The sequence below is a fragment of the Ornithinimicrobium panacihumi genome (assembly GCF_052073805.1).
Classification (GTDB): Bacteria; Actinomycetota; Actinomycetes; order Actinomycetales; family Dermatophilaceae; genus Ornithinicoccus; species Ornithinicoccus panacihumi.
In genome coordinates this window covers 16,277-39,514 of sequence record NZ_JBQGWG010000027.1, presented here as the reverse complement: position 1 = coordinate 39,514, position 23,238 = coordinate 16,277, and the positions used below count along the sequence as shown (strand labels likewise).

Annotated in this window: 24 protein-coding genes, 1 tRNA gene and 1 other annotated feature; of the genes, 6 read left to right on the top strand and 19 right to left on the bottom strand. The window is 71.3% G+C overall.

Going from position 1 to position 23,238, the window contains the following annotated elements:
• The first annotated feature begins 54 nt into the window (after positions 1-54).
• Positions 55-1,337, top strand: a protein-coding gene (locus ACTMMA_RS16600; protein WP_441189664.1) for an IS3 family transposase whose coding sequence is annotated in 2 segments (ribosomal slippage) — positions 55-328 and positions 328-1,337 — 1,284 coding nt in all. Because the reading frame shifts where the segments join, the coding sequence is not laid out codon by codon here.
• Positions 324-458 (top strand) — a sequence feature (AL1L pseudoknot). It overlaps the preceding gene by 135 nt.
• A 315-nt stretch (positions 1,338-1,652) precedes the next feature.
• A complete protein-coding gene (locus ACTMMA_RS16595; RefSeq protein WP_441191217.1) occupies positions 1,653-1,805 on the top strand; it encodes a hypothetical protein in 153 nt (50 codons plus the stop codon).
• 264 nt (positions 1,806-2,069) lie between these two features.
• Here the strand turns inward: ACTMMA_RS16595 and ACTMMA_RS16590 are convergent, their stop codons facing one another.
• The 7 genes from ACTMMA_RS16590 to ACTMMA_RS16560 all read right to left on the bottom strand — a co-directional run bounded on the left by ACTMMA_RS16590 (position 2,070) and on the right by ACTMMA_RS16560 (position 8,798).
• Complete coding sequence (locus ACTMMA_RS16590) at positions 2,070-2,984, bottom strand: cation diffusion facilitator family transporter (protein WP_441191216.1); 915 nt, start codon at positions 2,982-2,984, stop codon at positions 2,070-2,072.
• On the bottom strand, positions 2,981-4,978 hold the full coding sequence (locus tag ACTMMA_RS16585; RefSeq protein ID WP_441191215.1) for a heavy metal translocating P-type ATPase: 1,998 nt from the start codon (positions 4,976-4,978) through the stop codon (positions 2,981-2,983). The genes ACTMMA_RS16590 and ACTMMA_RS16585 overlap by 4 nt, the downstream gene beginning before the upstream one ends.
• Positions 4,975-5,403 (bottom strand): ArsR/SmtB family transcription factor, encoded by a 429-nt coding sequence (locus ACTMMA_RS16580; RefSeq protein ID WP_441191214.1) that lies wholly within the window; start codon positions 5,401-5,403, stop codon positions 4,975-4,977. Before ACTMMA_RS16580 ends, ACTMMA_RS16585 begins: the two co-directional genes overlap by 4 nt.
• A 49-nt stretch (positions 5,404-5,452) precedes the next feature.
• Entirely contained in the window at positions 5,453-6,070 is a 618-nt protein-coding gene (locus tag ACTMMA_RS16575) for a vitamin K epoxide reductase family protein (RefSeq protein ID WP_441191213.1), read from the bottom strand.
• Positions 6,051-6,680 (bottom strand): DsbA family protein, encoded by a 630-nt coding sequence (locus tag ACTMMA_RS16570; RefSeq protein ID WP_441191212.1) that lies wholly within the window; start codon positions 6,678-6,680, stop codon positions 6,051-6,053. Before ACTMMA_RS16570 ends, ACTMMA_RS16575 begins: the two co-directional genes overlap by 20 nt.
• Positions 6,681-6,852: 172 nt before the next feature.
• A complete protein-coding gene (locus tag ACTMMA_RS16565) occupies positions 6,853-7,533 on the bottom strand; it encodes a metal-dependent transcriptional regulator (protein ID WP_441191211.1) in 681 nt (226 codons plus the stop codon).
• 26 nt (positions 7,534-7,559) lie between these two features.
• Positions 7,560-8,798, bottom strand: a complete 1,239-nt coding sequence (locus tag ACTMMA_RS16560; RefSeq protein ID WP_441191218.1) for an Nramp family divalent metal transporter — start codon at positions 8,796-8,798, stop codon at positions 7,560-7,562.
• A gap of 447 nt (positions 8,799-9,245) precedes the next feature.
• On the opposite strand from ACTMMA_RS16560, the gene ACTMMA_RS16555 reads away from it, so the two are divergent.
• Positions 9,246-10,481 carry an IS110 family RNA-guided transposase gene (locus ACTMMA_RS16555; protein WP_441191210.1) on the top strand — a complete coding sequence of 412 codons (1,236 nt, stop codon included), beginning with the start codon at positions 9,246-9,248 and terminating at the stop codon, positions 10,479-10,481.
• Between the two features lie 68 nt (positions 10,482-10,549).
• Here ACTMMA_RS16555 and ACTMMA_RS16550 read toward each other — a convergent pair whose 3' ends face one another.
• Together ACTMMA_RS16550 and ACTMMA_RS16545 are read right to left on the bottom strand one after the other, a co-directional pair.
• Entirely contained in the window at positions 10,550-10,918 is a 369-nt protein-coding gene (locus ACTMMA_RS16550) for a type II toxin-antitoxin system death-on-curing family toxin (RefSeq protein WP_441191209.1), read from the bottom strand.
• 3 nt (positions 10,919-10,921) lie between these two features.
• The gene (locus tag ACTMMA_RS16545) at positions 10,922-11,125 is read right to left on the bottom strand and encodes a toxin-antitoxin system HicB family antitoxin (RefSeq protein ID WP_075958334.1); all 204 of its coding nucleotides are present in this window, start codon (positions 11,123-11,125) and stop codon (positions 10,922-10,924) included.
• Positions 11,126-11,291: 166 nt separating this feature from the next.
• Between ACTMMA_RS16545 and ACTMMA_RS16540 the strand changes: the two genes are divergently transcribed.
• A complete protein-coding gene (locus ACTMMA_RS16540) occupies positions 11,292-11,498 on the top strand; it encodes a helix-turn-helix domain-containing protein (protein WP_441191208.1) in 207 nt (68 codons plus the stop codon).
• Positions 11,499-11,652: 154 nt separating this feature from the next.
• Here the strand turns inward: ACTMMA_RS16540 and ACTMMA_RS16535 are convergent.
• From ACTMMA_RS16535 to dnaG, 3 genes are all read right to left on the bottom strand, one after another.
• Positions 11,653-11,725, bottom strand: a tRNA-Asn gene (locus ACTMMA_RS16535).
• Between the two features lie 144 nt (positions 11,726-11,869).
• A complete protein-coding gene (locus ACTMMA_RS16530; protein WP_441191207.1) occupies positions 11,870-12,448 on the bottom strand; it encodes a hypothetical protein in 579 nt (192 codons plus the stop codon).
• A gap of 2 nt (positions 12,449-12,450) precedes the next feature.
• Positions 12,451-14,367, bottom strand: a complete 1,917-nt coding sequence (gene dnaG, locus ACTMMA_RS16525) for a DNA primase (protein ID WP_441191206.1) — start codon at positions 14,365-14,367, stop codon at positions 12,451-12,453.
• A gap of 162 nt (positions 14,368-14,529) precedes the next feature.
• On the opposite strand from dnaG, the gene ACTMMA_RS16520 reads away from it, so the two are divergent.
• Both ACTMMA_RS16520 and ligD read left to right on the top strand, forming a co-directional pair.
• Positions 14,530-16,002 carry a DHA2 family efflux MFS transporter permease subunit gene (locus ACTMMA_RS16520; protein ID WP_441191205.1) on the top strand — a complete coding sequence of 491 codons (1,473 nt, stop codon included), beginning with the start codon at positions 14,530-14,532 and terminating at the stop codon, positions 16,000-16,002.
• Between the two features lie 3 nt (positions 16,003-16,005).
• Entirely contained in the window at positions 16,006-16,977 is a 972-nt protein-coding gene (gene ligD, locus ACTMMA_RS16515) for a non-homologous end-joining DNA ligase (protein ID WP_441191204.1), read from the top strand.
• 13 nt (positions 16,978-16,990) lie between these two features.
• On the opposite strand, the gene ACTMMA_RS16510 is transcribed toward ligD, so the two are convergent.
• The 7 genes from ACTMMA_RS16510 to ACTMMA_RS16480 all read right to left on the bottom strand — a co-directional run bounded on the left by ACTMMA_RS16510 (position 16,991) and on the right by ACTMMA_RS16480 (position 23,225).
• Complete coding sequence (locus ACTMMA_RS16510) at positions 16,991-18,355, bottom strand: AMIN-like domain-containing (lipo)protein (protein WP_441191203.1); 1,365 nt, start codon at positions 18,353-18,355, stop codon at positions 16,991-16,993.
• Positions 18,352-18,864 carry a SigE family RNA polymerase sigma factor gene (locus ACTMMA_RS16505; protein ID WP_441191202.1) on the bottom strand — a complete coding sequence of 171 codons (513 nt, stop codon included), beginning with the start codon at positions 18,862-18,864 and terminating at the stop codon, positions 18,352-18,354. The genes ACTMMA_RS16510 and ACTMMA_RS16505 overlap by 4 nt, the downstream gene beginning before the upstream one ends.
• Before the next feature lie 61 nt (positions 18,865-18,925).
• The gene (locus tag ACTMMA_RS16500) at positions 18,926-20,065 is read right to left on the bottom strand and encodes a hypothetical protein (RefSeq protein ID WP_441191201.1); all 1,140 of its coding nucleotides are present in this window, start codon (positions 20,063-20,065) and stop codon (positions 18,926-18,928) included.
• Positions 20,062-21,096 (bottom strand): nitronate monooxygenase, encoded by a 1,035-nt coding sequence (locus tag ACTMMA_RS16495; protein WP_441191200.1) that lies wholly within the window; start codon positions 21,094-21,096, stop codon positions 20,062-20,064. The genes ACTMMA_RS16500 and ACTMMA_RS16495 overlap by 4 nt, the downstream gene beginning before the upstream one ends.
• A complete protein-coding gene (locus tag ACTMMA_RS16490; protein WP_441191199.1) occupies positions 21,093-22,346 on the bottom strand; it encodes a deoxyguanosinetriphosphate triphosphohydrolase in 1,254 nt (417 codons plus the stop codon). Before ACTMMA_RS16490 ends, ACTMMA_RS16495 begins: the two co-directional genes overlap by 4 nt.
• Positions 22,346-22,957: a hypothetical protein gene (locus tag ACTMMA_RS16485; RefSeq protein ID WP_441191198.1), complete on the bottom strand. Its 612-nt coding sequence runs from the start codon at positions 22,955-22,957 to the stop codon at positions 22,346-22,348. The genes ACTMMA_RS16490 and ACTMMA_RS16485 overlap by 1 nt, the downstream gene beginning before the upstream one ends.
• 1 nt (position 22,958) lies before the next feature.
• The gene (locus tag ACTMMA_RS16480; protein ID WP_441191197.1) at positions 22,959-23,225 is read right to left on the bottom strand and encodes a DUF2277 domain-containing protein; all 267 of its coding nucleotides are present in this window, start codon (positions 23,223-23,225) and stop codon (positions 22,959-22,961) included.
• Positions 23,226-23,238: the final 13 nt, after the last annotated feature.

Sequence of the window (23,238 nt, the reverse complement as noted above, 5' to 3'; positions counted from 1 at the left end):
TGAAGCGCCCCAGGTTTGATGCCGCTTCCTTTCGAGTCCGGAAGGATGCATGTCATGCCGAAGAAGATCGATCCCGAGCTGAAGGCTCGGGCTGTGCGGTTGGTGCTGGAGCACCGCAACGAGTACCCGACGATGACCGCGGCCGTGCTGGCGGTCTCCCGGCAGGAAGGAGTGGGCAAGGAATCGTTGCGGCGGTGGGTCGCCCAGGCCGAGATCGATGCCGGCGACCGGCCAGGGACCACCACGGCCGAGCAGGCGGAGATCAAGAAGCTGAAGGCCGAGAACCGGCGGCTGCGTGAGGACGTGGCCATCCTGAAGGCGGCCACGAGTTTCTTCGTGGGGGAGCTCGACCCCCGGAACCGATGATCATGGCGTTCATCGACGCCCAGCGCGCCCAGGGGCACGCGGTCGAGTCGATCTGCCGGGTCCTGCGCGAGCAGGGCCTGCAGGTCGCCGCGCGCACCTACCGGGCCTGGAAGAACAACTCCCGCCAGCCCTCGGCCCGCACGCACACCGATGCTCTGGTGATGGACCTGGTGCGCGACCTGGCCTGGACCACCAACACCCGCACCGGCGCCCGTCAGCTAGCCCCGGAAGGGCTGTACGGGCGACGCAAGATGACCGCGCTGGTCCGCCGCAGCGGCCTGCCCGACGCCTCGGCCGGGGCGGTCGACCGGGCGATGCGCGCCCTGGGCCTGTCCGGCCTCCGCCGCGACAAGGGCATCCGGACCACGATCCCCACCAAGGACGGGCGGCGCGCTGGCGACCTGTTGGATCGCGACTTCACCGCCACCTGCCCGAACCAGACCTGGGTGATGGACTTCACCTACGTCCGGGCCTGGACCGGGTGGGTGTACGTCGCGTTCGTCCTGGACGTCTTCGCCCAGCGGATCGTGGCCTGGCACGCTGCCACGACCAAGGAGGTCGACCTGGTGATGACCCCGCTGCGGATGGCGATCTGGCAGCGTGACCACGACGGGCACCCCGTCGCACCCGGCCTGATCTGCCACGCGGACGCCGGGTCGCAGTACACCTCGCTGCGATTCACCGAGCACCTGGCCCTGGAAGGCCTGCGACCCTCCATCGGCTCGGTCGGTGATGCGTTCGACAACGCCTTGATGGAGAGCGCCATCGGCCTGTACAAGACCGAGTGCATCCGCACCACCGTCTTCTGCGACGGGCCCTACAAGACCATCGCGGACGTCGAGTACGCCACCGCTGCCTGGGTCGACTGGTACAACCAGCGACGCCTCCACGGCAGCCTTGGCATGATGTCCCCAGTGGAGTACGAGAACGCCCACTACGCGACCCTCAACCGAGAGCCGCAACCCGTATAGGAGCGGCACAGAACCTGGGGCGCTTCACCCCGAGAGGCGCTGGCGCACAGCCGGCCCCCTACCCTCAGCAGCGTCACGAGTCACGCCTTCGGGCAGCACACTCTGCACAGAGCCGAGTGGCCATGATGCGGATCACCACCTCATTCTCGCAGGCCCTTGAAACGCACTACTTTGCCGCCGAGCGTGCTGCTGTGGCGCCGACTCGGCTGGAGCGTGCCGAGAGATCAGCTGTCCTAATGGTGCGCCGTCCGGGTGGGCTCGGCGCTGGATGCCCTGGCGTTGGGGATCCCCATAGACTTGGGACAGGAGGCAGCCGTGAGCGATCAGCCCGACCATGAGCTAGAAGTCCTCGAGGAGGACCAGACCGTCCCGCCTCGCCCGGAGGAGGCCATCGCCGACGTCGACCGTTCGCGGGGAGACGATGGGGCACCGGCGTCGGACGGGGACGACACCTCCGCGGCAAGGTAATGCGCGGGTCACTGGCGATCTCCTAGCAGCTCGAGTACCTGCTGTCGGACCTCTCCGCTCTGACATCAGATGCCTGGGTTCGAGAAGGCTCCGCTTACCGGCGCGTGTCGGTCGAAGGCCGCACTATTTTGCCGCGGAGGGATTGACGCCATTTCGTCCGACGCTGATGGTGACCTTCGAGGGACATGACCCGGCGGCGCCACTCGTGACGATGCGGTACGTCACGCGGGTGGGCGTTCGTGGAGGTGCATGGACCGCTGGACTTCAGGCGTGCATGATCTGTTCGCGTTCGGCGTGGTCGGGGGGCTCGAGCTGGATGGTGGAGTGTTCGATGCTGACGGTGAAGTGGGCGGCCACGCAGTCCTGGAGCTGGGCCAGCATGTCGGCGGCATGCCCGTCGGTGAAGCACTCCTCGTCCAGGACGACGTGCACGGTGAGCACGGGCAGGCCCGAGGCGATCGTCGAGGCGTGCAGGTCGTGGACGTCCTGGACGTGCGGGACGGCCAGGATGTGGGCGCGGACGTCGTCCAGGTCCAGTCCCTTGGGCGTGGACTCCAGCAGGATGTGTCCGGCCTCCCCGAGGATCTTCACGGCACGGGGCACGATGAGCGCGGCGATGGCCATGCCGGCGATGGCGTCGATGCGGACCCAGCCAGTGGTGGCGATGACGACCGCGCTGACGATGACGGCCACCGACCCGAGGGCGTCGTTGACGACCTCCAGGAACGCGGCGCGCATGTTCAGGTTGGCGCCGCGCCCCGAGCTGAGCACCAGGATGGAGGCGATGTTGCCGAGCAGGCCGACGACACCGAAGAGCAGCAGGCCGGTGGAGCTGACCTCGTGCGATTCGTACAGCCGCCGGACACCCTCGACGAAGGCGTAGACCCCCACGCCCAGGAGCACGGTGGCCTGCGCGCCGGCGGCGAGGACCTCAGCACGCCGGAACCCCCAGGTGCGTTCGGGTGTGGGCTCGCGCATCGCCAACGACGCGGCGACCAGGGCCATGGCCAGTCCGGCGGTGTCGGTGAGCATGTGCCCGGCGTCCACCAGCAGGGCCAGGGAGCCGGTCCACAAGGCGCCGACCACCTCGGCGATCAGGATGGTGGCGGTGATCGCGAAGGCGACCGCCAGCCGGCCCCGGTGGGTCTGCACGGTCCCGTGGTCGTGCCCGGCACTCACGTCCTCACTCCTGGCTCCACGACATCCCTCTTGGGCTCGCCGGTCCGCAGGGGCGGCGAGGTGGCGCGCCCGGCGCGGACACCGTTGGCGATGACCACGACCTCAGCCAGCTCGTGGATCAGCACGACTGCCGCCAGACCGAGGACCCCGAAGAGGGCCAGCGGGATCAGGACCGCGATCAGGACCAGGGACAGCACCACGTTCTGCAGCATGATGGCCCGGGTGCGGCGGGCGTGGTCGAACGCGAACGGCAGCAGCCGTAGGTCGTCCCCCATGAGGGCGACGTCGGCGGTCTCGATCGCGACGTCGGTGCCCATGGCGCCCATCGCGACGCCGACGTCGGCGGTGGCCAGCGCAGGAGCGTCGTTGACGCCGTCGCCGACCATCGCGGTCGGTGCGTGCCCGCGCAACCGGGCGATGACCGTGGACTTGTCCTCGGGGCGCAGGTCGGCGTGCACCTGCTCGATGCCGGCCTGTGCGGCCAGGGCCTGGGCGGTGGCCTGGTTGTCGCCGGTGAGCATGGCCACGGTGTAGCCGTGGTCGTGGAAGCGGGAGATGACCTCGGTCGCCTCCGGCCGCAGCTCGTCCCGGACGGCGATCGCGCCGACCGGGTGGCCGTCGACCTCGACCACGACCGCGGTCGCCCCGGCCTGCTGCATACCGTCCACGGCCGAGGAGAGGTCACCGGGCTTGACCCAGGAGGGCCTGCCCAGCCGAACCCGCGCACCGTCGACGGTGCCGACCAGCCCAGCGCCGACGACCGCCTCCACGTGCTGGGCGGGCGGCACCTGGTCGGTCGCGGCCAGGATGGCGGCGGCGAGCGGGTGCTCGCTGCGAGCCTCCAGCGCGGCGGCCCAGGCCAGCGCCTGGCCCCGGTCATGACCCGCGGTGACGGCGACGTCGATCACGGCCGGCTGGTTGCGGGTCAGTGTGCCGGTCTTGTCCAGGGCGACGGTCCGCACCCGACCCAGGGCCTCCATCGCGGCGCCGCCCTTGACCAGGATGCCGCGGCGGCTGGCCGCGCCGATCGAGGCGACGGCGGTGACCGGCACCGAGATCGCCAGCGCACACGGTGAAGCGGCCACGACCATGACCAGGGCCCGGTGCATCCAGACCGAGGGGTCACCCAGCAAGGCTCCGATCAGCACCGTCAGGACAGCGGCGATCAGGATGCCAGGCACCAGCGGGCTGGCGATCCGGTCGGCCAGTCGCTGGGTGGCGCCGCGGCGGGACTGCTCGGCTTCCACGACGTGCACGATGCGGGCCAGGGAGTTGTCCTGCGCGGTGGAGGTGACCTCGACCTCGAGGGCGCCGGTGCCGTTGATGGACCCGGCGAAGACGTCCTGGCCGGGCCCGGTCTCCACCGGCATGGACTCCCCGGTGATGGCCGAGGTGTCCAGGCTGCTGCGGCCGGTCCGCACCCTCCCGTCGGTCGCCAGCCGCTCACCGGGCCGGACCACCATGACGTCTCCGACCACCAGTGCGGCGGGGTCGACGACGAGCTCGCGGCCGCCGCGCAGCACCCTGGCCTCCTTGGGCACCAGGTCCAGCAGCGCCCGCAGGCCGTGCCGGGTCCGGGCCAGGGAGTACTCCTCCAAGCCTTCGCTGAGGGAGAACAGGAACGCCAGCGCAGCGGCCTCCTCCACCTGCCCCAGCAGGGTGGCGCCGACCGCGCCGATCGTCATCAGCAGGCCGACACCGAGCTTGCCGCGCGCCAGCCTCCGCAGCGCGCCCGGGACGAACGTGGACCCGCCCACCAGCAGCGCCGCCGCGGCCAGCACCAGCTGCACCGTCTCCGACCCCGCCAGCCCGGCGAGGAACCCGGCCCCCAGCAGGGCACCGGAGAGCAGGCCCAGCTGTACCTCCCGCACGTGCCAGAGCCGGGTGACCGGCTCCTCGCTCTCGCCGCCTCCGCCCGTGGGAGGCGGCGGGGTGATCTCGCACCCGCACGCGTCCACCAGGACCTCCCGCTCCGGAGTCTCCTGCCCCCTCATGCTCCTGCCTCCTGTCCGGCGTGGGTGCACAGCCGCTCCGGAGCGGGGTTGCCCTCGGTGCCGACGCCGTAGTTCGGGCACAGCGCCACCGCATACCCCGAGACCGCGAGCAGCCGCTGCGCGGCGTCCAGCACGCCCAGCAGCTCAGGTGCACTGGTCAACGAGAACATCGAGGCCCGGCCCTGCGGCCGGGACATCACCAGGCCACAGTCCCGCAGGCACGCCAGGTGCGCGCTGACCGTCGACTGTGCCAGCCCCAGGTGCTCGGTCAGGTCACGCACCCGGTGCTCGCCCAGGGTCAGGTGCTGCAGGATCGCCAGCCGGGAAGGGTCCGACAGGCCGTGGAACAACGCTGCAGCCACCTCTAGTCCGTCGCTCCCTGCAGGCGCCGCCGGCCCGCTCATGCTGTCCGATGTCATCGTCATGCGGCGATGATAACTCACTTGGGGGTGCGGTGTCGGGACCCTTACGGCTCTAGAGACCGGCGACCCAGTAGTCCCAGAACCGAACGGCGATGAGACCGGCGACGAGCAGCACCCAGGCGACGGCGAGGCTGCTGGCGTAGGTGGCGACCCACCGCGGCAGCGCACCCGCGGTGGACCAGCGGGCGAGCACCGCGACCAGCGCGGTAACCGTGACGACCCAGACCACCATGCAGTACGGGCACAGGGCGCCGATGCGGTAGAGGCTCTGAAAGATGAGCCAGTGCACGAACACCGCGCCCAGGCCCGTGCCCACAGTCAGCCCGACCCAGTACCAGGAGGGCAGGCGGGCGCCAGCGAGGATGGTGACCGCGACCGCGACGAGCGCGGCGAACCCCGCCACGCCCAGGATCGGGTTGGGGAACCCGAACACTTCCGCCTGCGGGGTGCTCATGACCGACCCGCAGCTCAGCAGGGGACTGATGCTGCAGCTGGGCACGTACGCGGGGTCGGCAACCAGCCGGAACTTCTCCACCAGCAGCACGAGCGCCGCCGACAGGCCGACCACCCCGCACGCCAGCAGCACCCACCCGAGTGCCGGCGACCCCGGGCCGCCCGCCCGAGCCAGGGCGGTGGTGGTCTTGCCGGGATCAGTCGTTGACGGCTGCATCGATCCGGGCGCGGAAGTCCTCGGCAGAGGTGAGCTCGAGGGGCTTGCCGTCCAGGAAGAAGGTGGGGGTGCCCCGCACCCCCAGCGCCAGCCCGTCCTGGCGGTCCTGCTCGACCCGCTCCTGCGTGGCCGGGTCGGCGACCGCGGCGTCATAGGCGTCCATGTCGAGGCCGAGCTGCTGGGCGAAGTCGCGGAACACCGGCGCCATCGACTCCTGCCGGTGGCTCCACTCGGTCTGCGTCTTGTACATGCGCGTGTACATGTCCTCGAACCTGCCCTGCTGCGCCGCGGCCTCGACCGCCACCGCCGCGGTCATCGAGTTGGGGTGACCATCGATCGGGAAGTAGCGCACCACGAACGTCAGCTCCCCGGCGTACTCCTGCCGGACCTGTTCCACCAGCGGGTAGGCCGCCAGGCACGCCTCGCACTCGAAGTCCAGGAACTCCACCAGCACCGGCGCCCCCTCACCGGCATCGTCGACGACATGGCTGTCCTCGCGCACCAGGGGCACCGACCCGGCACCCGCCGCGTCCGCACCACCGGAGCGGGCGGAGGACCCGGTGAGGAGAACAGCGACGCCGACCACCGCCGCGAAGACGGCGATCAACACGCCAGAGACGACCACGTTACGCACTACACACTCCCAGAGGACAGACACCGACTGACGGTCATGGACGAGGCGGCACCGGCAAGACCGACAGCGCGCCCGCGGCGGACCCTAGCCGCCGACACTGAAAGGGCCTGACCCCAGTAAGCCACGACGTCGGCCCGAAACGGCCCGCTCAACCCGGTGAAGCCGTCCGGCCCGCGGGCACGACCCAGATCGCGCGGACCTCCTCTCCCGCCAGCGCCGCCTGGTGCCCACCGGGGTGCACCGGACCGAAGACCCCACCGGCTCCCGCGCTCAGGTGCGCCCCCGGGGCGATGCCCCGATCACGCAGCCCGACCAGCACTCCCGGGTCGTGGTCGGAGACGCGGACGACGACGTACTCGCCCTGCTCGGCCTCGGCCAGCGGACCTGCCCCGGCGGGCCGGTGCACCTGCCCGGTCGCGCTGGGTATGGGGTCTCCGTGCGGGTCGACCTCGGGGTGACCAAGCTGGGCGGAGATCCGCTCGATCAAGGTGTCGGAGACAGCGTGCTCCAGCCGTTCGGCCTCCTCGTGCACCTCCTCCCAGCGGTACCCGAGGCACCTGACCAGGTAGGCCTCCAGCAGCCGGTGGCGGCGCACCATCTCCAGCGCGTACCGCTGCCCCGAGGCGGTCAGCACCACCGGCCGGTACGGCGTGTATTCCACCAGCCCCTGAGCCGCCAGGCGCTTGAGGGTGTCGGTCACGTTCGGCGCGGTGGTCCCCATGCGCCGTGCCAGGCCCGTCGTGGTGATCGGCGCGTCTCCCCATTCGGTCGCCGACCAGATGACCTTCAGGTAGTCCTGGGCCACCGGGGTGATCTCGCTCAGCTGCACGGCACGAGGCTAGTCACGCTCGCGGGTCAGCCGGCCCCGGTCGCGGTCAGCACGAGCAACGCGAGGTTGAGCGCCACGATCAGGACGACCACGACCCAGGCGGCCCAGCTCAGCACCGCACGGTTGACGAAGCTCCCCATCAGCGCCCGGTCGCTGGTCAACTGGACCAGCGGGATCAGCGCGAACGGGATACCCAGGCTCAGCAACACCTGGGACAGCACCAGCGCCCAGGTCGGGTCGACACCGGCGGCGATGATCACCAGCGCCGGGATCAGCGTGATGAGCCTGCGGGTGAAGACGCTGAGCCGCACGCGCAGCAACCCACCCATGATCGCCGAGCCGGCGTAGCAGCCCACCGACGTGGACGCCAGCCCCGAGGCCAGCAGCCCGATGCCGAAAGCGATGCCGACCGCCGGTCCCAGCGCCGAGACGATCGCCTCGTGGGCCCCCTCGATGGTGTCGGTGCCCGGCACCCCGGCCAGGTTGCCCGCAGCCAGCAGCAGCATCGCGATGTTGACCGACCCCGCCACCAGCAACGACAGCAGCACGTCCCAGCGGGTAGCGGCCAGCAGCTGCGGCAGCGCCGCCCTCGGCGGTGGGTGGCCGTGCCGGTCCCGCGCCAGGGCCGAGTGGGCGTAGATCGCGTGCGGCATCACCGTCGCCCCCAGCATGCTGGCGGCCAGCAGCACCGTCTGGGCACCCTCGAACCGGGGGACGACCCCGGCGGCGGCTTCGCCCCAGTCGACCGGGCCGAAGAACAGACCGGCCACGAAACCGACCGTGATGACCACCAGCAAGCCGGTCACGACGAGCTCGAAGTGCCGCGGACCCCGGTACGTCTGACCGGCCAGCAGCAGCATCGAGACCACCCCGACAATGACCCCTCCCACCAGGAGCGGGAGGCCGAAGAGAATGTGCAGGGCGATCGCGCCACCGATGACCTCTGCCAGGTCGGTCGCAGCAGCGACCAGCTCGGCCTGGGCCCAGAACGCCAGCCGGCGGCCGCGCGGAAGCCGGTCGCCCAGCACCTCCGGCAGGCTCGAGCCGGTGACCAGGCCCAGCTTTGCCGACAGGTACTGGACCAGAACAGCCATGACGTTAGCCGCCACCAGCACCCACACCAGCAGGTACCCGTACTGCGCACCCGCCGTCAGGTTCGCCGCCACATTACCCGGGTCGACATAGGCCACCGCCGCCACGAACGCCGGCCCCAACAACCACGGCAACGGCTGACGACCGACCCAGCCCTCGTCTCCCCCGTCCACCCGGCGACTGGTTCCGACCGCGTCGACCTCGGCCCGCTGATCCACAAAAGTTAAGTTACCTGAACTTCGTCCGCCAAGGGCGGCTGGCGTAGCCCAGCAGACCTCGCCACATATGCAGTCACGGTTCGATTCCCGCGCTCGAAGCCATACATGGCCACGGCCCTCACCGCCGGAGCGCTGGCGGGCTGCTCTGGACGCACGCTACTAATGGGTTCTGCCGAAGCCTCTGGCAGGCTCGGTCCTGGTAGCGGCCGGCGGGTCAACACTCTCCGCTACTGACCTTCGAGGTCTCGCGGCAGACCGTGCGCCCGCCAGTCGTGAGGAGGCGTGACCGCTGCTGGGATGACGTGCCCCCGATGGTGCGGGTGAGCACTTGACCCTTAGGACGCCGGAAGTCTCCTCCACGCTGCTGGCCAGGGTCGCGACAAGGCGAAGGAGAGCAGGGCGATGTTGTTCGTGGGTGATGACTGGGCCGAGGACCACCACGACGTCGAGATTGTCGACGAGGCCGGGAAGGTGCTCGCGCGAAGACGGCTACCCGAGGGGCTGGCCGGGGTGACCCGGCTGCACGCGCTGCTCGCGGAGCACGCTCCTCCGGAATGGGCCGACATCGACCCGGCCAGTGCGGCGACGCAGGTCGTGGTGGGTATTGAGACCGACCGTGGCCCTTGGGTCGGGGCACTGGTGGCGGCCGGGTACACCGTGTACGGGTTGAACCCGATGTCGGTGGCCAGGTACCGGGAGCGGCACTCGACCTCCGGGGCGAAGTCGGACACTGCGGATGCGCACCTGCTTGTCGGGATCGTCCGCCTGGACCGGGCCCACCACCGCTCGGTCGCCGGCGACAGCGCAATCGGCGAGGCGGTCAAGGTCAGCGCACGCACCCACCAGTCGCTGATCTGGGACAGGACCCGGCACGTGCTGCGCCTGCGCTCGGCGTTGCGAGAGTTTCTCCCGGCCGCGATGAGAGCGTTCGAGGAGCTGGACTCCCCGGAGGCGCTGCAGCTTGCCCTGGCGCCGGACCCGGACACCGCCGCCAGGCTGTCGCGGGCAAAGATCGTCCGGGCGCTGACCGCGGCGAACAGGCGTGAAGTGACCGCCCGCGCTGAGAAGATCCGGCAGGTGCTGACCGCGCCCGAGCTGCGGCGTCCCAGCCCGGTTCAGGACGCCTACTCCGCGATCGTGGCCTCCGAGGTCGCGCTCATCACCGTGCTGAACACCCAGATCGAGCGACTCGGGCAGGTGGTGGCCGAGCATTTTGGCCGGCACCGGGACGCTGACTTCTACGCCAGCCTCCCCGGCCTCGGTGTGATCCTCGGCGCCCGGATCCTGGGCGAGTTCGGCGATGACCCGCACCGCTACGCCGACGCCAAGTGCCGCAAGGCCTACGCCGGCACAGCGCCCATCACCCGCGCCTCCGGCACCCGGAAAGTAGTCCTGGCCAGGTACGCCCGCAACCGCCGCCTCGGCGACGGCGTGCAGCAGTGGGCCTTCTGCTCCATGCGCGGATCACCCGGTGCCCGCGCCTACTACCAGTCTCTGCGCGCCCGAGGTATCGGCCACCAAGCCGCGCTGCGCCAGCTCGCCAACCGCTGGCTCGGCATACTCCACGGCTGCCTACGCCACCGCACCTTCTACGACGAGAACACCGCCTCGGCCCACCACCTCAACACCGCCGCTTGACACCGCCAGAACCTGGGATGTCTGCCGCGTGGAGGACGGCTACGCTCGTCCGACTTTGCCGCCAGCCGTTAGCTCGACGAGTGCCACTTGGCCAAGTGGCGGGCTGCCACCTGGTGGTCCGCCGTGCCGCTGGCGACGGCGATGACCAGGTCGTACGCGGCGTCGTCGGGTGCTTGAAGATCGATGCCGTTGAGGCCGTAGAACACGACGACCGCCAGCCATCCCAGTCGCTTGTTGCCATCGACGAGCGGGTGGTTGACGACGATCGATTCCAAGAGCGCTCCGGCCTTGGCGTCGATGTCGGGGTAGGCGTCATGTCCGAAGACGCTGGCGCTGGGGCGGTGGGCCGCGGAGTCCAGCAGGCCAAGGTCCTGGACCGGACCTACGCCCAGGTCCGCTGCCAGGGTGAGCAGGTCCTCAGTGGTCAGGTACTCCAAGGGTCAGCGTCCGAGACGCTCAAGCAGGTCGGCGTACCGCTCTCGCCCGCGTGCGGACAGTTCCCGGACCCGCTCTTCATGCCCGCGCCGCGCCGCCGCCTCCCGGATCGCCCGCACCGTCGCCTCCTGCTTGCTCACACCCTCGGCCTCGGCCAGGGCCGCCAAGGCTCGCTCGTCCTCCGGAGAAAGTCGCAGAGTCATCGCCATCCAGACATGGTATCACTCTGGTATCTAGAGCCCTGGGCGGCGCGTGCGCCGCTGGGCCGCGATCGCTTAGCCGCGCGGCAGACATGCGGGTGGCCACTCGTGGCTACTCGGCGGCCTTGGGGGATGAGTGCGGCCACACGGGCCGCCTCTGACCCAGGAGAAGACCATGGCTGCCACCCTCTCCCACAAGCTCGTGTCGCTGGCCGAGGCGGCCGACGTCCTCGCGGTCTCGACCAAGACCGTGCGCCGCTACATCGCCGACGGCCACCTCGACGCTGTCCGGCTTGGGCGCAAGACGTTGCGGATCAAGCTCGACTCGATCGAGAGGATTATCGACTCCTGCCCAGTCGCAGGGTGGCGTCGGACCGGCTGAGGGGTCAGAGGCGTGCCCAGAAGCGACCGAGAAGGGCCATGGCTGCTCCTCTAGGTCGAGAGGGAGCAGTCTGCGAACGATGCATAGTCGCTGCACGCGAAAGAAAGTGGCCCCTGAACTCGCGTTTCCGCAGTTCAGGGACCCTTTCGCAACGCTCCCCCGGTTGGACTCGAACCAACAACCTGCCGGTTAACAGCCGGCTGCTCTGCCAATTGAGCTACAGGGGAAAGTTGTGCAGCGAGGACAGACTGTAGCAAACCCACAGCCCCCGACCCAAAACCGAGGGACGTGCCGGCGTCCTGGGCAAGCCACCGGCCACGCCAGGTCCTGCGGAGCCTCGACGAGTCGGTCTCATGTGCGGCACGACCGTCTCAGGCCACCCCGTCCACAGGGTCCATCCCCACCTGTCCGCGCAGCTCCTGGCGCGCGATGAGGACCGCGGACATGAGGTCACGGTCCTCGCGGCGCGCGCCCCTGCCCAGGAACACCTGCTCGTGCAGCTCTCGGGTCCGCAGGTCCTTGCGGATGGTGACCCTCGCCGTGCGTCGCGGCCCGAGGTCGACCTGACGCATCAGCACCACGCTGGCGGTGGTCCGGTCACGGAAGACCTGCGGCACCTGCCCGGGGCCGGTCCGGCGCTGCAGGACCCACCGACGGCTGCCTTCGTCGACGAAGATCACCGACAGCGCCCAGGCGTCCGGGTCCCAGGCGCCGGTGTCCACCGAGAGCCAGGGCAGGTCGAGGACGGCTTCGCCCCCCGGGGTGCGCTCGAGCAGTCGCCAGGTCGTCAGGACCAGCCAGTGGCCGTGCTCGTCCTCCCGCGCGGTGGCCAGCACCTTCTCGTCCCGCTCCAGCTCCGCCACCACGGCCGACGGATAGGCGTCGGGCTTGCCCTCGGGGGGCGGGACGGGTGGGCCGACCACCCTCGTCGGACGTCTCCAGAGGCGCATCGTCACATCATCCTGTCTCTGAGGTGGGCGCGCTGGCGCTGCAGCTGCATGAGCTGCTCACCGAGCCGGCGCGCGTCGGGCGAGCCCTCCGGGGTCCGCTGGGCCTGGCCCATGGTCTGGGCGATCTGGTGCTCCAGCCCCGCGAGCCGGACGCGCAGAACCAGGGAATCCACATACGCCTCCGAGGGAAGGCCACTGGCCGGATCCAGCCGGGTCGGCAGCGGGGAGACGGCCAGCTCCTGCACGAGAGCGTGGACCAGGGGCGGGGTGCGGTGGATGACTGCTTCGTTCCACGAGCGCGCGCTCATGTTCTGCGCGGCACGGGGGCCGCCGGCCTCCCGTAGCCCGTGCCAGATGGCCTGGTGCATCACGGCCCGCAGCTGCGCGGGCTGGATCTCGTCCATGTCCTCGGCGACGATCGCGAGGGGATATTGCAGCGCGACCTGCAGGAGGTTGCGCTCGGCGAGCTGGACGGGGTCGGTCAGGTCCGGTCGGGGCAGGCTGGCCTGCTGCGCAGGCTCCTGGTCCTCCGCCTGCTCCCGGACCGGGGGCGGCCCGTTGGGTCCGGGGGCGGAGCCGACCTTGTGGGTCTCGACGGTCAACGACTGCGGGTCGACGCCCATCCAGCCGGCGACGTCACGGATGTATTCGGGGCGCAGGGTGGTGTCGCGGATCCCGGCGAGGATGGGGGCGACCGCCCGCATCGCCTGCACCCGCTCCTGGGCCAGCGACAGGTCGTAGGGCGCCAGCGTGGTGCGGACGGCGAACTCGAACATCGGCTGCGCCGAGTCCACCAGCGCCCGCACCGCCTCCGGACCCTCCTTGATCCACAGGTCGTTGGGGTCCTGACCGTCGGCGGCGACCGCCACGTAGGACTGGGCCGACCAGCGCTGGTCCTGCTCGAAGGCCTTCATCGCCGCCTTCTGACCTGCTGCGTCGCCGTCGAAGGTGAAGATGACCCGGGCGGGGGCACGCCCGGCCTCGTCGCGCAGCATCCGCCGCAGGATCGAGATGTGGTCGGCGCCGAAGGCGGTCCCGCAGGTGGCCACCGCCGTCTCGACCCCCGACAGGTGCGCCGCCATGACGTCGGTGTAGCCCTCCACGACCACGGCCCGGCGCTCGGTCGAGATCGACTTCTTGGCCAGGTCGAGCCCGTAGAGCACCCCGGTCTTCTTGTAGATCGGCGACTCCGCGGTGTTCAGATACTTCGCCGCGATCTTGTCCTCGTCGTAGAGGCGCCTCGCCCCGAAGCCGACCGTGTCCCCGGCGATGGAGCGGATCGGCCACATCACCCGGCCCCGGAAGCGGTCGTAGAGCCCACGGGACCCGCGCGAGGACAGCCCCGCCACGACCAGCTCCTCGTCGGTGAAGCCCTTGGAGCGCAGGTGGTCGGTCAGCGCCTGCCCCGTCTGCGGGGAGTAGCCCACCATGAAGCGCTTGGCGTGCTCGCCGTTGAAACCCTTGTCGTGCAGGAAGATCCGGGCCGCCCGACCTTCCGGGCTCTCGATCAACGCCTGGTGGTAGAACTCCTCAGCGACCCGGTGCGCCTCCATCAGGCGTGTCCGCTGGCCCGCCGGGACCTGTGGGCCCGAGCCCTTCCCCCCGGGCCCGGCCTCCTCGTAGCGCAGCGTGATGCCGAGCCGGTCGGCCAGCCGCTCGACCGCCTCGGTGAAGGTCAGGTGGTCGATCTTGGTGATGAAGTCGATGACGTCGCCACCCTCGCCGCACCCGAAGCAGTGGAAGTAGCCCACCGCCGGTCGCACCTGGAACGATGCGGTCTTCTCGTCGTGGAAGGGGCACAGCCCCTTGAGGGTCCCGACCCCGGCGCTGCGGAGGTTGACGTGGTCGCGCACGACGTCCTCCAGCGAGGCGCGCTCCTTGACCGCCTGCACGTCCTCGCTCTTGATCCGCCCTGCCACGTCCACCTCCGTCCGTGCTGTGCCCGAAGAATCCACTTCTCCGCCCGAGTCTAGGTCGGATAGCCTTGGGCCTCCGGCAGCTACCCACAAGCGAGCACCTCATCGTCGCGATGCCCGTCCTGCCCGACCGATGACTCCTCCGCTCCCGAAGGTCTGCACCGCATGAGTTCCTCCCTCCCCCGCACGACCACGACCGTGCTGCGCACACTCACCGTGGCGGCCTTCGTGGTCATCCTCAACGAGACCCTGCTGGTCAACGCCCTGCCCCAGCTGATGGAGTCGCTGCAGGTCGACGAGCGTGCCGTCCAGTGGCTGACCACCGGCTTCATGCTCACCCTGGCGGTCGTCATCCCGACCACCGGCTGGCTGATCCGGCGGCTGGGCATCCGGCCCACCTTCCGGCTGGCGATGGGTCTGTTCCTCACCGGCACCCTGATCTGCCTGCTGTCCCCCACCTTCGTGGTGCTCCTGCTGGGCCGCGTGGTCCAGGCCAGCGGGACCGCGATCATGATGCCCCTGCTGATGACTACCCTGCTCAACCTGGTCCCGCCGCACGCCCGCGGGCAGGTCATGGGCAATGTCACCCTGACGATCGCCGTGGCCCCGGCCATGGGGCCGGCCGTCTCCGGCATCATCCTGCGCTGGCTGTCCTGGCACTGGCTCTTCGGCCTGGTCCTGCCGATCGCCCTCGTGGTGACGATCATCGGCCTGCGCGCCCTCCGCGTCGCGGACACCCCCGACCTGGACGGCCCCCGGCCCCAGCTCGACCCCGTCAGCGTCGTGCTCAACGCGATCGGCTTCGGCTCCCTGATCTACGGCCTGGCCGAGGCCGGCGGCGAAGGCTCCACCGCGCTCGTCCCTGCACCCACCGCGTTGGTCGTCGGCGCCCTCGGCCTGGGGCTCTTCGTCTGGCGTCAACTCGTGCTCCAGCGCACCGGCGAGCCGCTGCTCGACCTGAGGACCCTGCGTCACGTGCAGTTCCTGGCCGCGCTGCTGCTCACCTCCGTGGGGTTCATGGCGCTCATGGGCGTGATGATCCTGCTGCCCCTATACCTGCAGCAGGTGCGCGGCTTCACCGTGCTCGAGAGCGGTCTGCTCCTCATGCCCGGCGGCCTGGTCATGGGTCTGATGGGCCCGCTGGTCGGCCGCTGGTTCGACCGGCTCGGGTCCCGCCCCCTCGTCGTCCCCGGCGCCTTCGTCCTGCTGCTGTCTCTCTCGGCTATGGCGCTCGCCACCCTGGGTGCACCCTCCTGGGTCTTCCTGGTGTGCCACATCGTCGCCAGCGTCGGCCTGGCGCTGATGTTCACCCCGGCCTTCACCGGTGGCCTGGGTGCCCTCCCGCACGACCTCTACCCCTACGGCAGCGCGATGATCGGCACGATCCAGCAGGTGGCCGCCGCGGCGGGCACGGCCGCCTCCATCGCCGTGCTGTCGCTGCGTCAGGACGCCCTGCTGGGGTCGGGCGTCGGCGACCTGGCCGCCCTCGAGGGTGGGGTGCGGTGGGCGCTGGCCCTGGCCGTGATCCTCTCGGTCGTCGTCGTGGTGATCTCGTTCTTCGTCCGCACCCGGCCGGAGCCCGCCGGGGAGCCGGCGGACGCCGTGGAGCAACCCCATACCCCTGCGCCGCTAGGGTGAGCCATGGCCAGCCGCAGCGCGAGCACCCCCTCGACCGAGCTCGAGGTCGGCGACCGCACGGTCCGGATCTCCAACCCCGACCGGGTCTACTTCCCTGACCTAGGGCTGACCAAGCTCGACCTGGCGCACTACTACTTGTCCGTCGGCGACGGCATCGTCAACGCCCTCCGGGAGCGGCCGTGCATGATGCACCGCTTCCCCACCGGGATCACCGGCGAGCGTGTCCACCAGAAGCGGCTGCCGCGCGGTGCCCCGGACTGGGTCGAGACGGTGCGGCTGACCTTCCCCCGCTACAACCTCACCGCCGACGAGCTGTGCGTCACCGAGCTGGCCCAGGTCATCTGGTCCGTGCAGATGTCGTGCGTGGAGTTTCACCCGTGGAACAGCCGCCGCGACCACGTCGAGCAGCCCGACGAGTGGCGGATCGACCTCGATCCGGGCGAGGAGTGCGACTTCGCGACGGTCCGGCGGGTATGCGGCGTGGTCGCCGAGGTGCTCGACGAGCTGGGGGCGGCGGGCTGGCCAAAGACGACGGGGAGCAAGGGCATCCACGTCTACGTGCGGATCCCGCCGGAGCACGGCTTCAAGGACGTGCGCCGGGCGGCGCTGGCCTTCGCGCGGGAGGTGGAGCGGCGCACCGACGAGGCGACGACGGCGTGGTGGCGCAAGGACCGTGATCCCAGGAAGGTCTTCCTCGACTTCAACCAGAATGCAAGGGATCACACGATCGCGAGCGCCTACTCCGTGCGGGCCGGGGAGCGCGCCCAGGTGTCGGCGCCGCTGCGCTGGGACGAGGTGCCCGACTGCGAGCCGGGCGACTTCACGATGCTGACGATGCCGGGGAGATATGCCGAGCTGGGCGACCTGCACGCCGGGATCGACGACGCGGTCTTCGACCTCGCCCCGCTCCTGGAGTGGGCGGAGCGGGACGAGGCCGAGAGCGGGGCTGTCCCCCAGGAGCCAGAGGACGCGTAGACGGCGTCGACGCTCAGTGCTGGATGTCGATGACCAGACGCATCGGGTCCTGGAGCAGGAAGGTCCGGTAGGGGCGCGGCTGACCGTCGACGCCGACGAACACCTGGAGCTGCCCCTCGAACGGCGTCGTGCGAATCACCTCCACGACCACGGGCAGGGTGTGCGTGTCCCGTCCGGCATCTCCCCCGTCGTAGACCGGGTCGCCCGGCTCGGGCAGCCCCATGCTGTTGAGGACGATCTCGAGCACGCTGTCCCCGGCGACCGCCATCGGCAGCCCGGACCCGTCCCGCGTGGGGGCTTCGGTCCAGGCGGCGCGCCAGCCGGGCGCGGGGGGCTCGGGCGTCCCGGTCAGGTCGACCACCACGCGGTCGAAGCCGTCGTGCGTGCCCGCTCGGACGGTGGGGGCGAAGAGGCCGCCCCCGGCCGCCGGCCAGGGCTCGTCGACCCAGGTCTGGGACGGGTCGAGGAACGCCGGCCCCGGCGGGACCTGCGTCGAGGGCTCGTCAGTGGGAGGCTGCGTCGCGGGCGTCGCGGGCGTCGCGGGCGTCGCGGGCGTCGCGGGCGTCGTCGGCGATGGCGTGGTCGGGGCCGGCGGGGCTGAGTTCGTCTGGCCCGGCTCGGCCTCCTCGGTCTCCACCGCCACCCAGTCGGTCGGCTCCGGTCCGGTCGGGGCGACAGTCCCGGACGGGGGCAGCTGCACCGAGAGCAGGAGCCAGTTCCCGCCCCCGAGCTCGTGCACATAGCCGCCGGCCGACAGGGCGGCCTCCCAGAGGTCCTCAGCCGCCTGTGCCTGCGAGTTGCACCCCTGATCGGCATCGGCCAGGCCCTGAGGCGTGAACCGCCCGTCCGCCGCGATGGTGAGGTCCTTGAAGACGAACGCACCACAACGGTCGGTCAGGACGCCCCAGTGGGTCGGCTGGAAGTTGAGCACGGTCGGCAGGTCGGTGCCGAGGGCCTGGCTGGCCGAGCCGTCCTCGCCCCAGAGCGCGTCCTGCAGCTCCCAGGTGGTGCCGTGCAGCTCCTCCGGCTGCGGCGCCGTCAACGCACTGATGGTGCTCGGGTCCACGTCGGGAGCGTCGGGAGCCGCAAAGACGAAGGTGGTCATGCCGTCGGGGATAACGGAGGCGACGACCGGGTCGGGCCCGCGAGAGCCGCCCATGAGCCCCGAGGACCACACGGTAGCAACCACTGCTGCAGCACCCAGCCCGGCAGCCGCCAGGGCTCCCGCACGCTTGCGGGTCCGACGACGTCGCCCGGTCTGCCAGGCGGCGTCGACGTTGACGTCCTCCTGCGGTCCTCCCCAGGGCGCCCGCCCCAGGACGTCCTGCAGCTCGGCCTCCAGGGTGTCCCGGCCGGGCTGGTGCATCCGCTCGTTCATCGTCGTCCCTCCCCCGCCTGCTCGGCCTCGACCGCCCGCCGGGCCTTGAGATCTGCGCGCAGCTTGGCCATCCCCTGGTGGGACAGGCTCTTGATGGTCCCGGTTGCCACGCCCATCACGTCCGCGGCCTGCGCCTCGGTCATGTCCTCGAAGTAGCGCAGCATGAGAGCGGCTCGCTGACGCGGCGGCAGCGCGCGCAGCGCCGCATGGATCTCGGCGTCCCTGGCCCGCTCCTGCGCCCCGTCGCCGACACCGCGGTCGGGAAAGCGGTCCACGAGCACCTCCTGGCGGGTCCGCCGCCACCGGGAGACCCGCTGCCGGTAGATCACCTTGCGCACGAAAGCATCGGGATGGTCCACGGACTCCCATTTCTCGGCCAGCGCGATGAGCGCCTCCTGCACGAGGTCCTCGGCCATGGCCACGTCACCACACATCAGGTAGGCCGCACGGCGCAGTCGTCCCTGGCGGGCGAGCACGTACTCGCTGAAGGCCGGGTCCGTCGTCGTCACGGCAACCTCCTCTCCGACACCTACGTCCTCACCCCTGTGTCGCGACAGGCGGCGAGAAGGTTCAGTTCCTCGGGCCGGGCCGCCGGTCCAGCTCGGCGAAGGCGGGATAGCCCGGGAGCACGAGCGAGGACCCGTCGGCCCAGGCCCTGTCAGCCCAGTCCGCGGCCTGCCCGCAGGCGGCCGCGACGGCCGGGAGCTCGTCGGCACACTCCCGCGCGACCCAGCGCCACCGGTGCACCAGCAACGCCCGGAAGCGCGGGCCCCGTGGTTCGCGCTCGGTGCCCGACCCCCGGACGACCCGGTCGGCCATCGCACCGTCCAGGAGCCACAACGTGCCCGAGAGGACCCAGACGGCGATCGCTGCCCGCACCTGGCGCGGCCAGGCGGGGTCCTGCAGCAGCCCGGGCGACCACCGCTGGGCGCCCTCGGTGAAGGCGTCCAGCGCGCTCTCGGTGAGACCTGCGGGCGCGGTGAAGACGCACCAGCAGGTGCTGAACGGCTCGGCGGTGTAGGCCGCCTCGTAGGCCAGGTGCCGGATGCCGGTGCCCTCCAGGTCCAGGAAGCGCACCCCTGCCGGCGTCAGGACCGCGTTGTCCGGGCAGGTGTCGCCCGGTCCCAGGGCGTGCCGGGCCGTGTCATGCTCGAGCCAGTCGACGGCGTCGCGGATCTGCGTCTGCGCGGACGAGACGTCGCCGACGGCGCCGAGCTCGCCCAGGCTCAGCAGGCCCCGAACCGGGTAGTCGCGCCGGGCCTGCTGGTCCACGGCCAGGGCCGGGCCGAGCCGCTCGGCGGCGCGCTCCAGGACCGCCCGGTCTCCCACGACCGTGCGACCCAGCGCCCCGGCCCAGCGGAGGGTGTGCCGCCACGCGGCTGCCGGGTCGTGGCCCAGGAGGGCGTCGGCCAGGGTCGGGTGGGTGCCCAGGTCCTCCATGACGAGGGTCTGGGCGGAGGTGTCGTGGAGCAGCAGCCGGGGGGACTCCGGCAGCTCTTCCAGGCCGACCCGTTCCTGGGCGAACCCGGTCGCCGAGCGTCGACCCTCCGGCTGCGGCACGAAGCGCTTGACCACCACCGACCGGCCCCACCCGTGCGGGCCTTGGAGGACCGGATGGCGACTGACGACGGACCGGGTGGATCCGCCGAGGTCGACCCCCTCCCCGAGCACGACGCCGTCGGGCAGCCCGAGCGTCGGCGGCAGGGTCATGGCGTCAGGCCCTGCAGGATCTCGGCCGCAGGCGCGTCCTGGCAGGCGCGCCAGCCCGACCCGGCCCAGATGTGGATGTTCTGGACGTCTCCGGCCTCGGCCGCCGCCCGGCGTAGGGGCTTGGTGAGCTGGTCCACGACGGGGAAGGCGTGCGGTGCGGCCGGCCCGTGCCGATCGACGAAGTCGTTGCGGACCGCGCCGGCCACCCTTCCCGTGAACGCGCGGGTAGTGACCCGCTCGGTGAGCCCCGGGTCGCGCAGGGCCGAGCGGTAGGTGCGGCCGGCACCTGACTCGGTGGCCAGCAGGAGCGCGGTGCCGACCTGGACGGCCGCGGCTCCTGCATCCAAGGCACGGCGGACGTCGCCCGAGGTCATCACCCCGCCGGCGGCGACCAGGGCCACGTCGGTGCCGGGAGCGATCGTCTCCAGCAGCCCCAGGTGGTCGATGAGGACCGGCTCGGCGGCGGCATCGTGGGTGGCCCGGTGTCCACCGGCCTCGTGCCCCTGCAGGACCAGCGCGTCCGGCTCAAGGGCGAGGGCCGCGGCCGCCTCCTCGGGTGAGGTCGCGGTGAGGTGGACCTCGATGCCGGCGGCCCGCCACCGGGCGACCGCCTCCACGTCGGGCAGGCCGAAGGTGCAGGAGACCACGGCCGGCGCGAGGGTCTCGACGAGCAGCACCTTGTCGGCCCAGTGGTCGGTGTCTCCCCAGGAGACCGGTCCGGGCTCGACCCCGAGCCGGTCGGCCAGCGGAGCCAGTTCCTCCCGGAAGGCCTCGACGGACGGGGCCAGCCGGTCCCTATCCGGCCTCGCCGGCACGAACAGGTTGACGCCGAACGGCGCCGTCGTCAGGTCGCGGGTGTGCACCAGGTCTGCGGCGAGCTGCTCGGGGGTGCGGTAGCCGGCGGCGAGCATGCCCAAGCCACCGGCATCGCTGACCGCCGCTGCCAGGAGGGGGTTGGACACACCGCCAGCCATCGGGGCACCGACGATCGGGACGGTCAGGGAGCCCAGGACCGGGGAGGTGACCTTCACGGGATACCTCCCGATCGGTGCTGGGAGAAGACCGCGAGCGCGCGGGCGTCGGAGAGGCTCGCGACCTGGTCGATGACGGCCCGCGCCGCCGCCACGTCGTCCTCCGCCAGCTCGTGGGCCTCGCGGTGGACCGGGTCCATCTCGCCCGGGTCGGCGCCGTAGCGCTCGACCAGAGAGGTGATGACCTCGCGCTCGTGCTCCATCACGGTGCGGCGTTCGTCGCTGAGCATGACGAAGTGCGCGGCCACCGCCTTGAGGACTGCGGCCTGGGCCACCTGGGACCGCGGCACCACGAGGTCGGCGGCGTAGCGGCTCAGCGGCCCGGTGCCGTAGCGCTCCCGCGTGGCCACTTCCACGGTGCGCACGAAGTGGCCGATAAGACGAGAGGTCATGTCCTTGAGCGCCGCGAGGTCGGTCCGGCTGCCCCGGTGGCGCTCCGGGACCCAGCCGGTGGCCAGGATGTCGACCAGCGCACCCCTCACCTCCTCGACGGGCAGGTCGGGGACGTACCAGTCGCAGGCCAGCTCGGCCACGACCTGCTGCACGTCCCGGGAGCGCAGCGCGGCCGGGTCGACCCGTCGAGAGGCGATCGCGTCCTCCACGTCGTGCACGCAGTAGGCCACGTCGTCGGACCAGTCCATCACCTGGGCCTCCAGGCAGCGGCGCGCCGGGACGTCCTCCGGGCTGCCGGACCGGATCCAGGAGAAGACCTCGAGGTCATCCTCGTAGGCCCCGAACTTGGTGCCCCCCAACGGATGTTCCCCACGGGGCCACGGGTACTTGGTCGCGGCGTCGAGGCTGGCCCGGGTGAGGTTGAGACCCGCCGGGCGCCCGTCGGCGTGGGAGCGCTTGGCCTCCAGCCTGGTCAGCACGCGCAGGGTCTGGGCGTTGCCTTCGAAGCCCCCGATGGCCGCCGCCAGCTCGTCGAGGACCGTCTCGCCGTTGTGTCCGAAGGGAGGGTGGCCGATGTCGTGGGCGAGGCAGGCGGTGTCGACGACGTCGGCGTCGCAGCCGAGCGCAGCGCCGAACTCGCGACCGATCTGGGCAACCTCCAGGGAGTGGGTCAGCCGGTTGCGGACGAAGTCGTCGCTGGAGGGCTGGACGACCTGGGTGGTGGCGGCCAACCTGCGCAGGGCGGCCGAGTGCAGGACCCGGGCGCGGTCGCGGGCGAAGTCGTTGCGGTCGGACCGCTTCTGTGCAGGGTCCTCGGCGACCCAACGCTCCCGGTCGACCGCCGTGTAGCCGTCCATCAGCCGGACCCCTCGCGCCGGTCCCGCTCCGCGGTGCCGAGGTCGGCCCCGGCGTCCAGGCCCTTGCGTCCGATCCCGACCACGCGCAGCAGCTCGCGGGCGCCCCCCGCGATGACGGGCCCGAGCGGTCGTGGCTCGACGTCCCGGTAGCCGCCGGTCTCCAGGCCTGCCTCGCGCTCGAAGAAGCTCCTGGCCGCCCGGTCCCCGGTGCGCAGCCACGACCACGCCATGGACGCGACGTAGAGCGGCAGGAAAGGCAGGCCGAGGCAGTAGGCCCACTGGTTGCTGTGCAGGAGTTCGTGGCCGACCAGCGTCGGGCGCCGCTCCGCGAGGAGGTCCAGATCGTGCCGGGTGATGATCACGTCACCGACGGTGAAGGCGCCGCCGGCCGGGAAGGTCCACCGGTAGTAGTCGGCCAGGTAGCTGCGTGCAGGTCCCTTGCGGATCCGTGCTCCCCCGATCTTCGCCAGGAGCAGACCCAGCGGCGTGGACAGGTTGATCCAGTTGAGCCGGTGCCGCAGCCGCACCCAGTCTGGGTCCCCGAGGGCACCGACCAGCAGCGAGGGGTGCGTCGGCAGCGGCGCCTCCGGGCGGAGGAAGTAGCCGGCCACCTCAGGCGTAGCGGGCCTGGGCGCGGGCGCGAGCCTTCGCCGCCTCGACCTCGCGGTCCTTGGGAGGCGCCTTGATGACCAGCGCGTCCAGCAGCTCCTGGGTGGCGCGGGAGATCGCCTCGACGGCCACCGCGTAGGCCTCCTCGTTGGCCTTCGAGGGCTTGGTCGCCCCACCGACCTTGCGGACGTACTGGAGCGCCGCGGCCTGCACCTCATCCGGGGTCGCCGGAGGCGCGAAGTTGGACAGCGGACGGATGTTGCGGCACATGGGGACAACTCTG

Excerpts from the sequence above, each read along its gene's own strand:
- ACTMMA_RS16585 (WP_441191215.1), bottom strand. The coding sequence starts at position 4,978 with ATGAGGGGGCAGGAGACTCCGGAGCGGGAGGTCCTGGTGGACGCGTGC.
- ACTMMA_RS16580 (WP_441191214.1), bottom strand. The coding sequence starts at position 5,403 with ATGACGATGACATCGGACAGCATGAGCGGGCCGGCGGCGCCTGCAGGG.
- ACTMMA_RS16575 (WP_441191213.1), bottom strand. The coding sequence starts at position 6,070 with ATGCAGCCGTCAACGACTGATCCCGGCAAGACCACCACCGCCCTGGCT.
- ACTMMA_RS16555 (WP_441191210.1), top strand. The coding sequence starts at position 9,246 with ATGTTGTTCGTGGGTGATGACTGGGCCGAGGACCACCACGACGTCGAG.
- ACTMMA_RS16545 (WP_075958334.1), bottom strand. The coding sequence starts at position 11,125 with ATGGCGATGACTCTGCGACTTTCTCCGGAGGACGAGCGAGCCTTGGCG.
- ACTMMA_RS16540 (WP_441191208.1), top strand. The coding sequence starts at position 11,292 with ATGGCTGCCACCCTCTCCCACAAGCTCGTGTCGCTGGCCGAGGCGGCC.
- ACTMMA_RS16530 (WP_441191207.1), bottom strand. The coding sequence starts at position 12,448 with ATGCGCCTCTGGAGACGTCCGACGAGGGTGGTCGGCCCACCCGTCCCG.
- ACTMMA_RS16520 (WP_441191205.1), top strand. The coding sequence starts at position 14,530 with ATGAGTTCCTCCCTCCCCCGCACGACCACGACCGTGCTGCGCACACTC.
- ligD (WP_441191204.1), top strand. The coding sequence starts at position 16,006 with ATGGCCAGCCGCAGCGCGAGCACCCCCTCGACCGAGCTCGAGGTCGGC.
- ACTMMA_RS16510 (WP_441191203.1), bottom strand. The coding sequence starts at position 18,355 with ATGAACGAGCGGATGCACCAGCCCGGCCGGGACACCCTGGAGGCCGAG.
- ACTMMA_RS16500 (WP_441191201.1), bottom strand. The coding sequence starts at position 20,065 with ATGACCCTGCCGCCGACGCTCGGGCTGCCCGACGGCGTCGTGCTCGGG.
- ACTMMA_RS16490 (WP_441191199.1), bottom strand. The coding sequence starts at position 22,346 with ATGGACGGCTACACGGCGGTCGACCGGGAGCGTTGGGTCGCCGAGGAC.
- ACTMMA_RS16480 (WP_441191197.1), bottom strand. The coding sequence starts at position 23,225 with ATGTGCCGCAACATCCGTCCGCTGTCCAACTTCGCGCCTCCGGCGACC.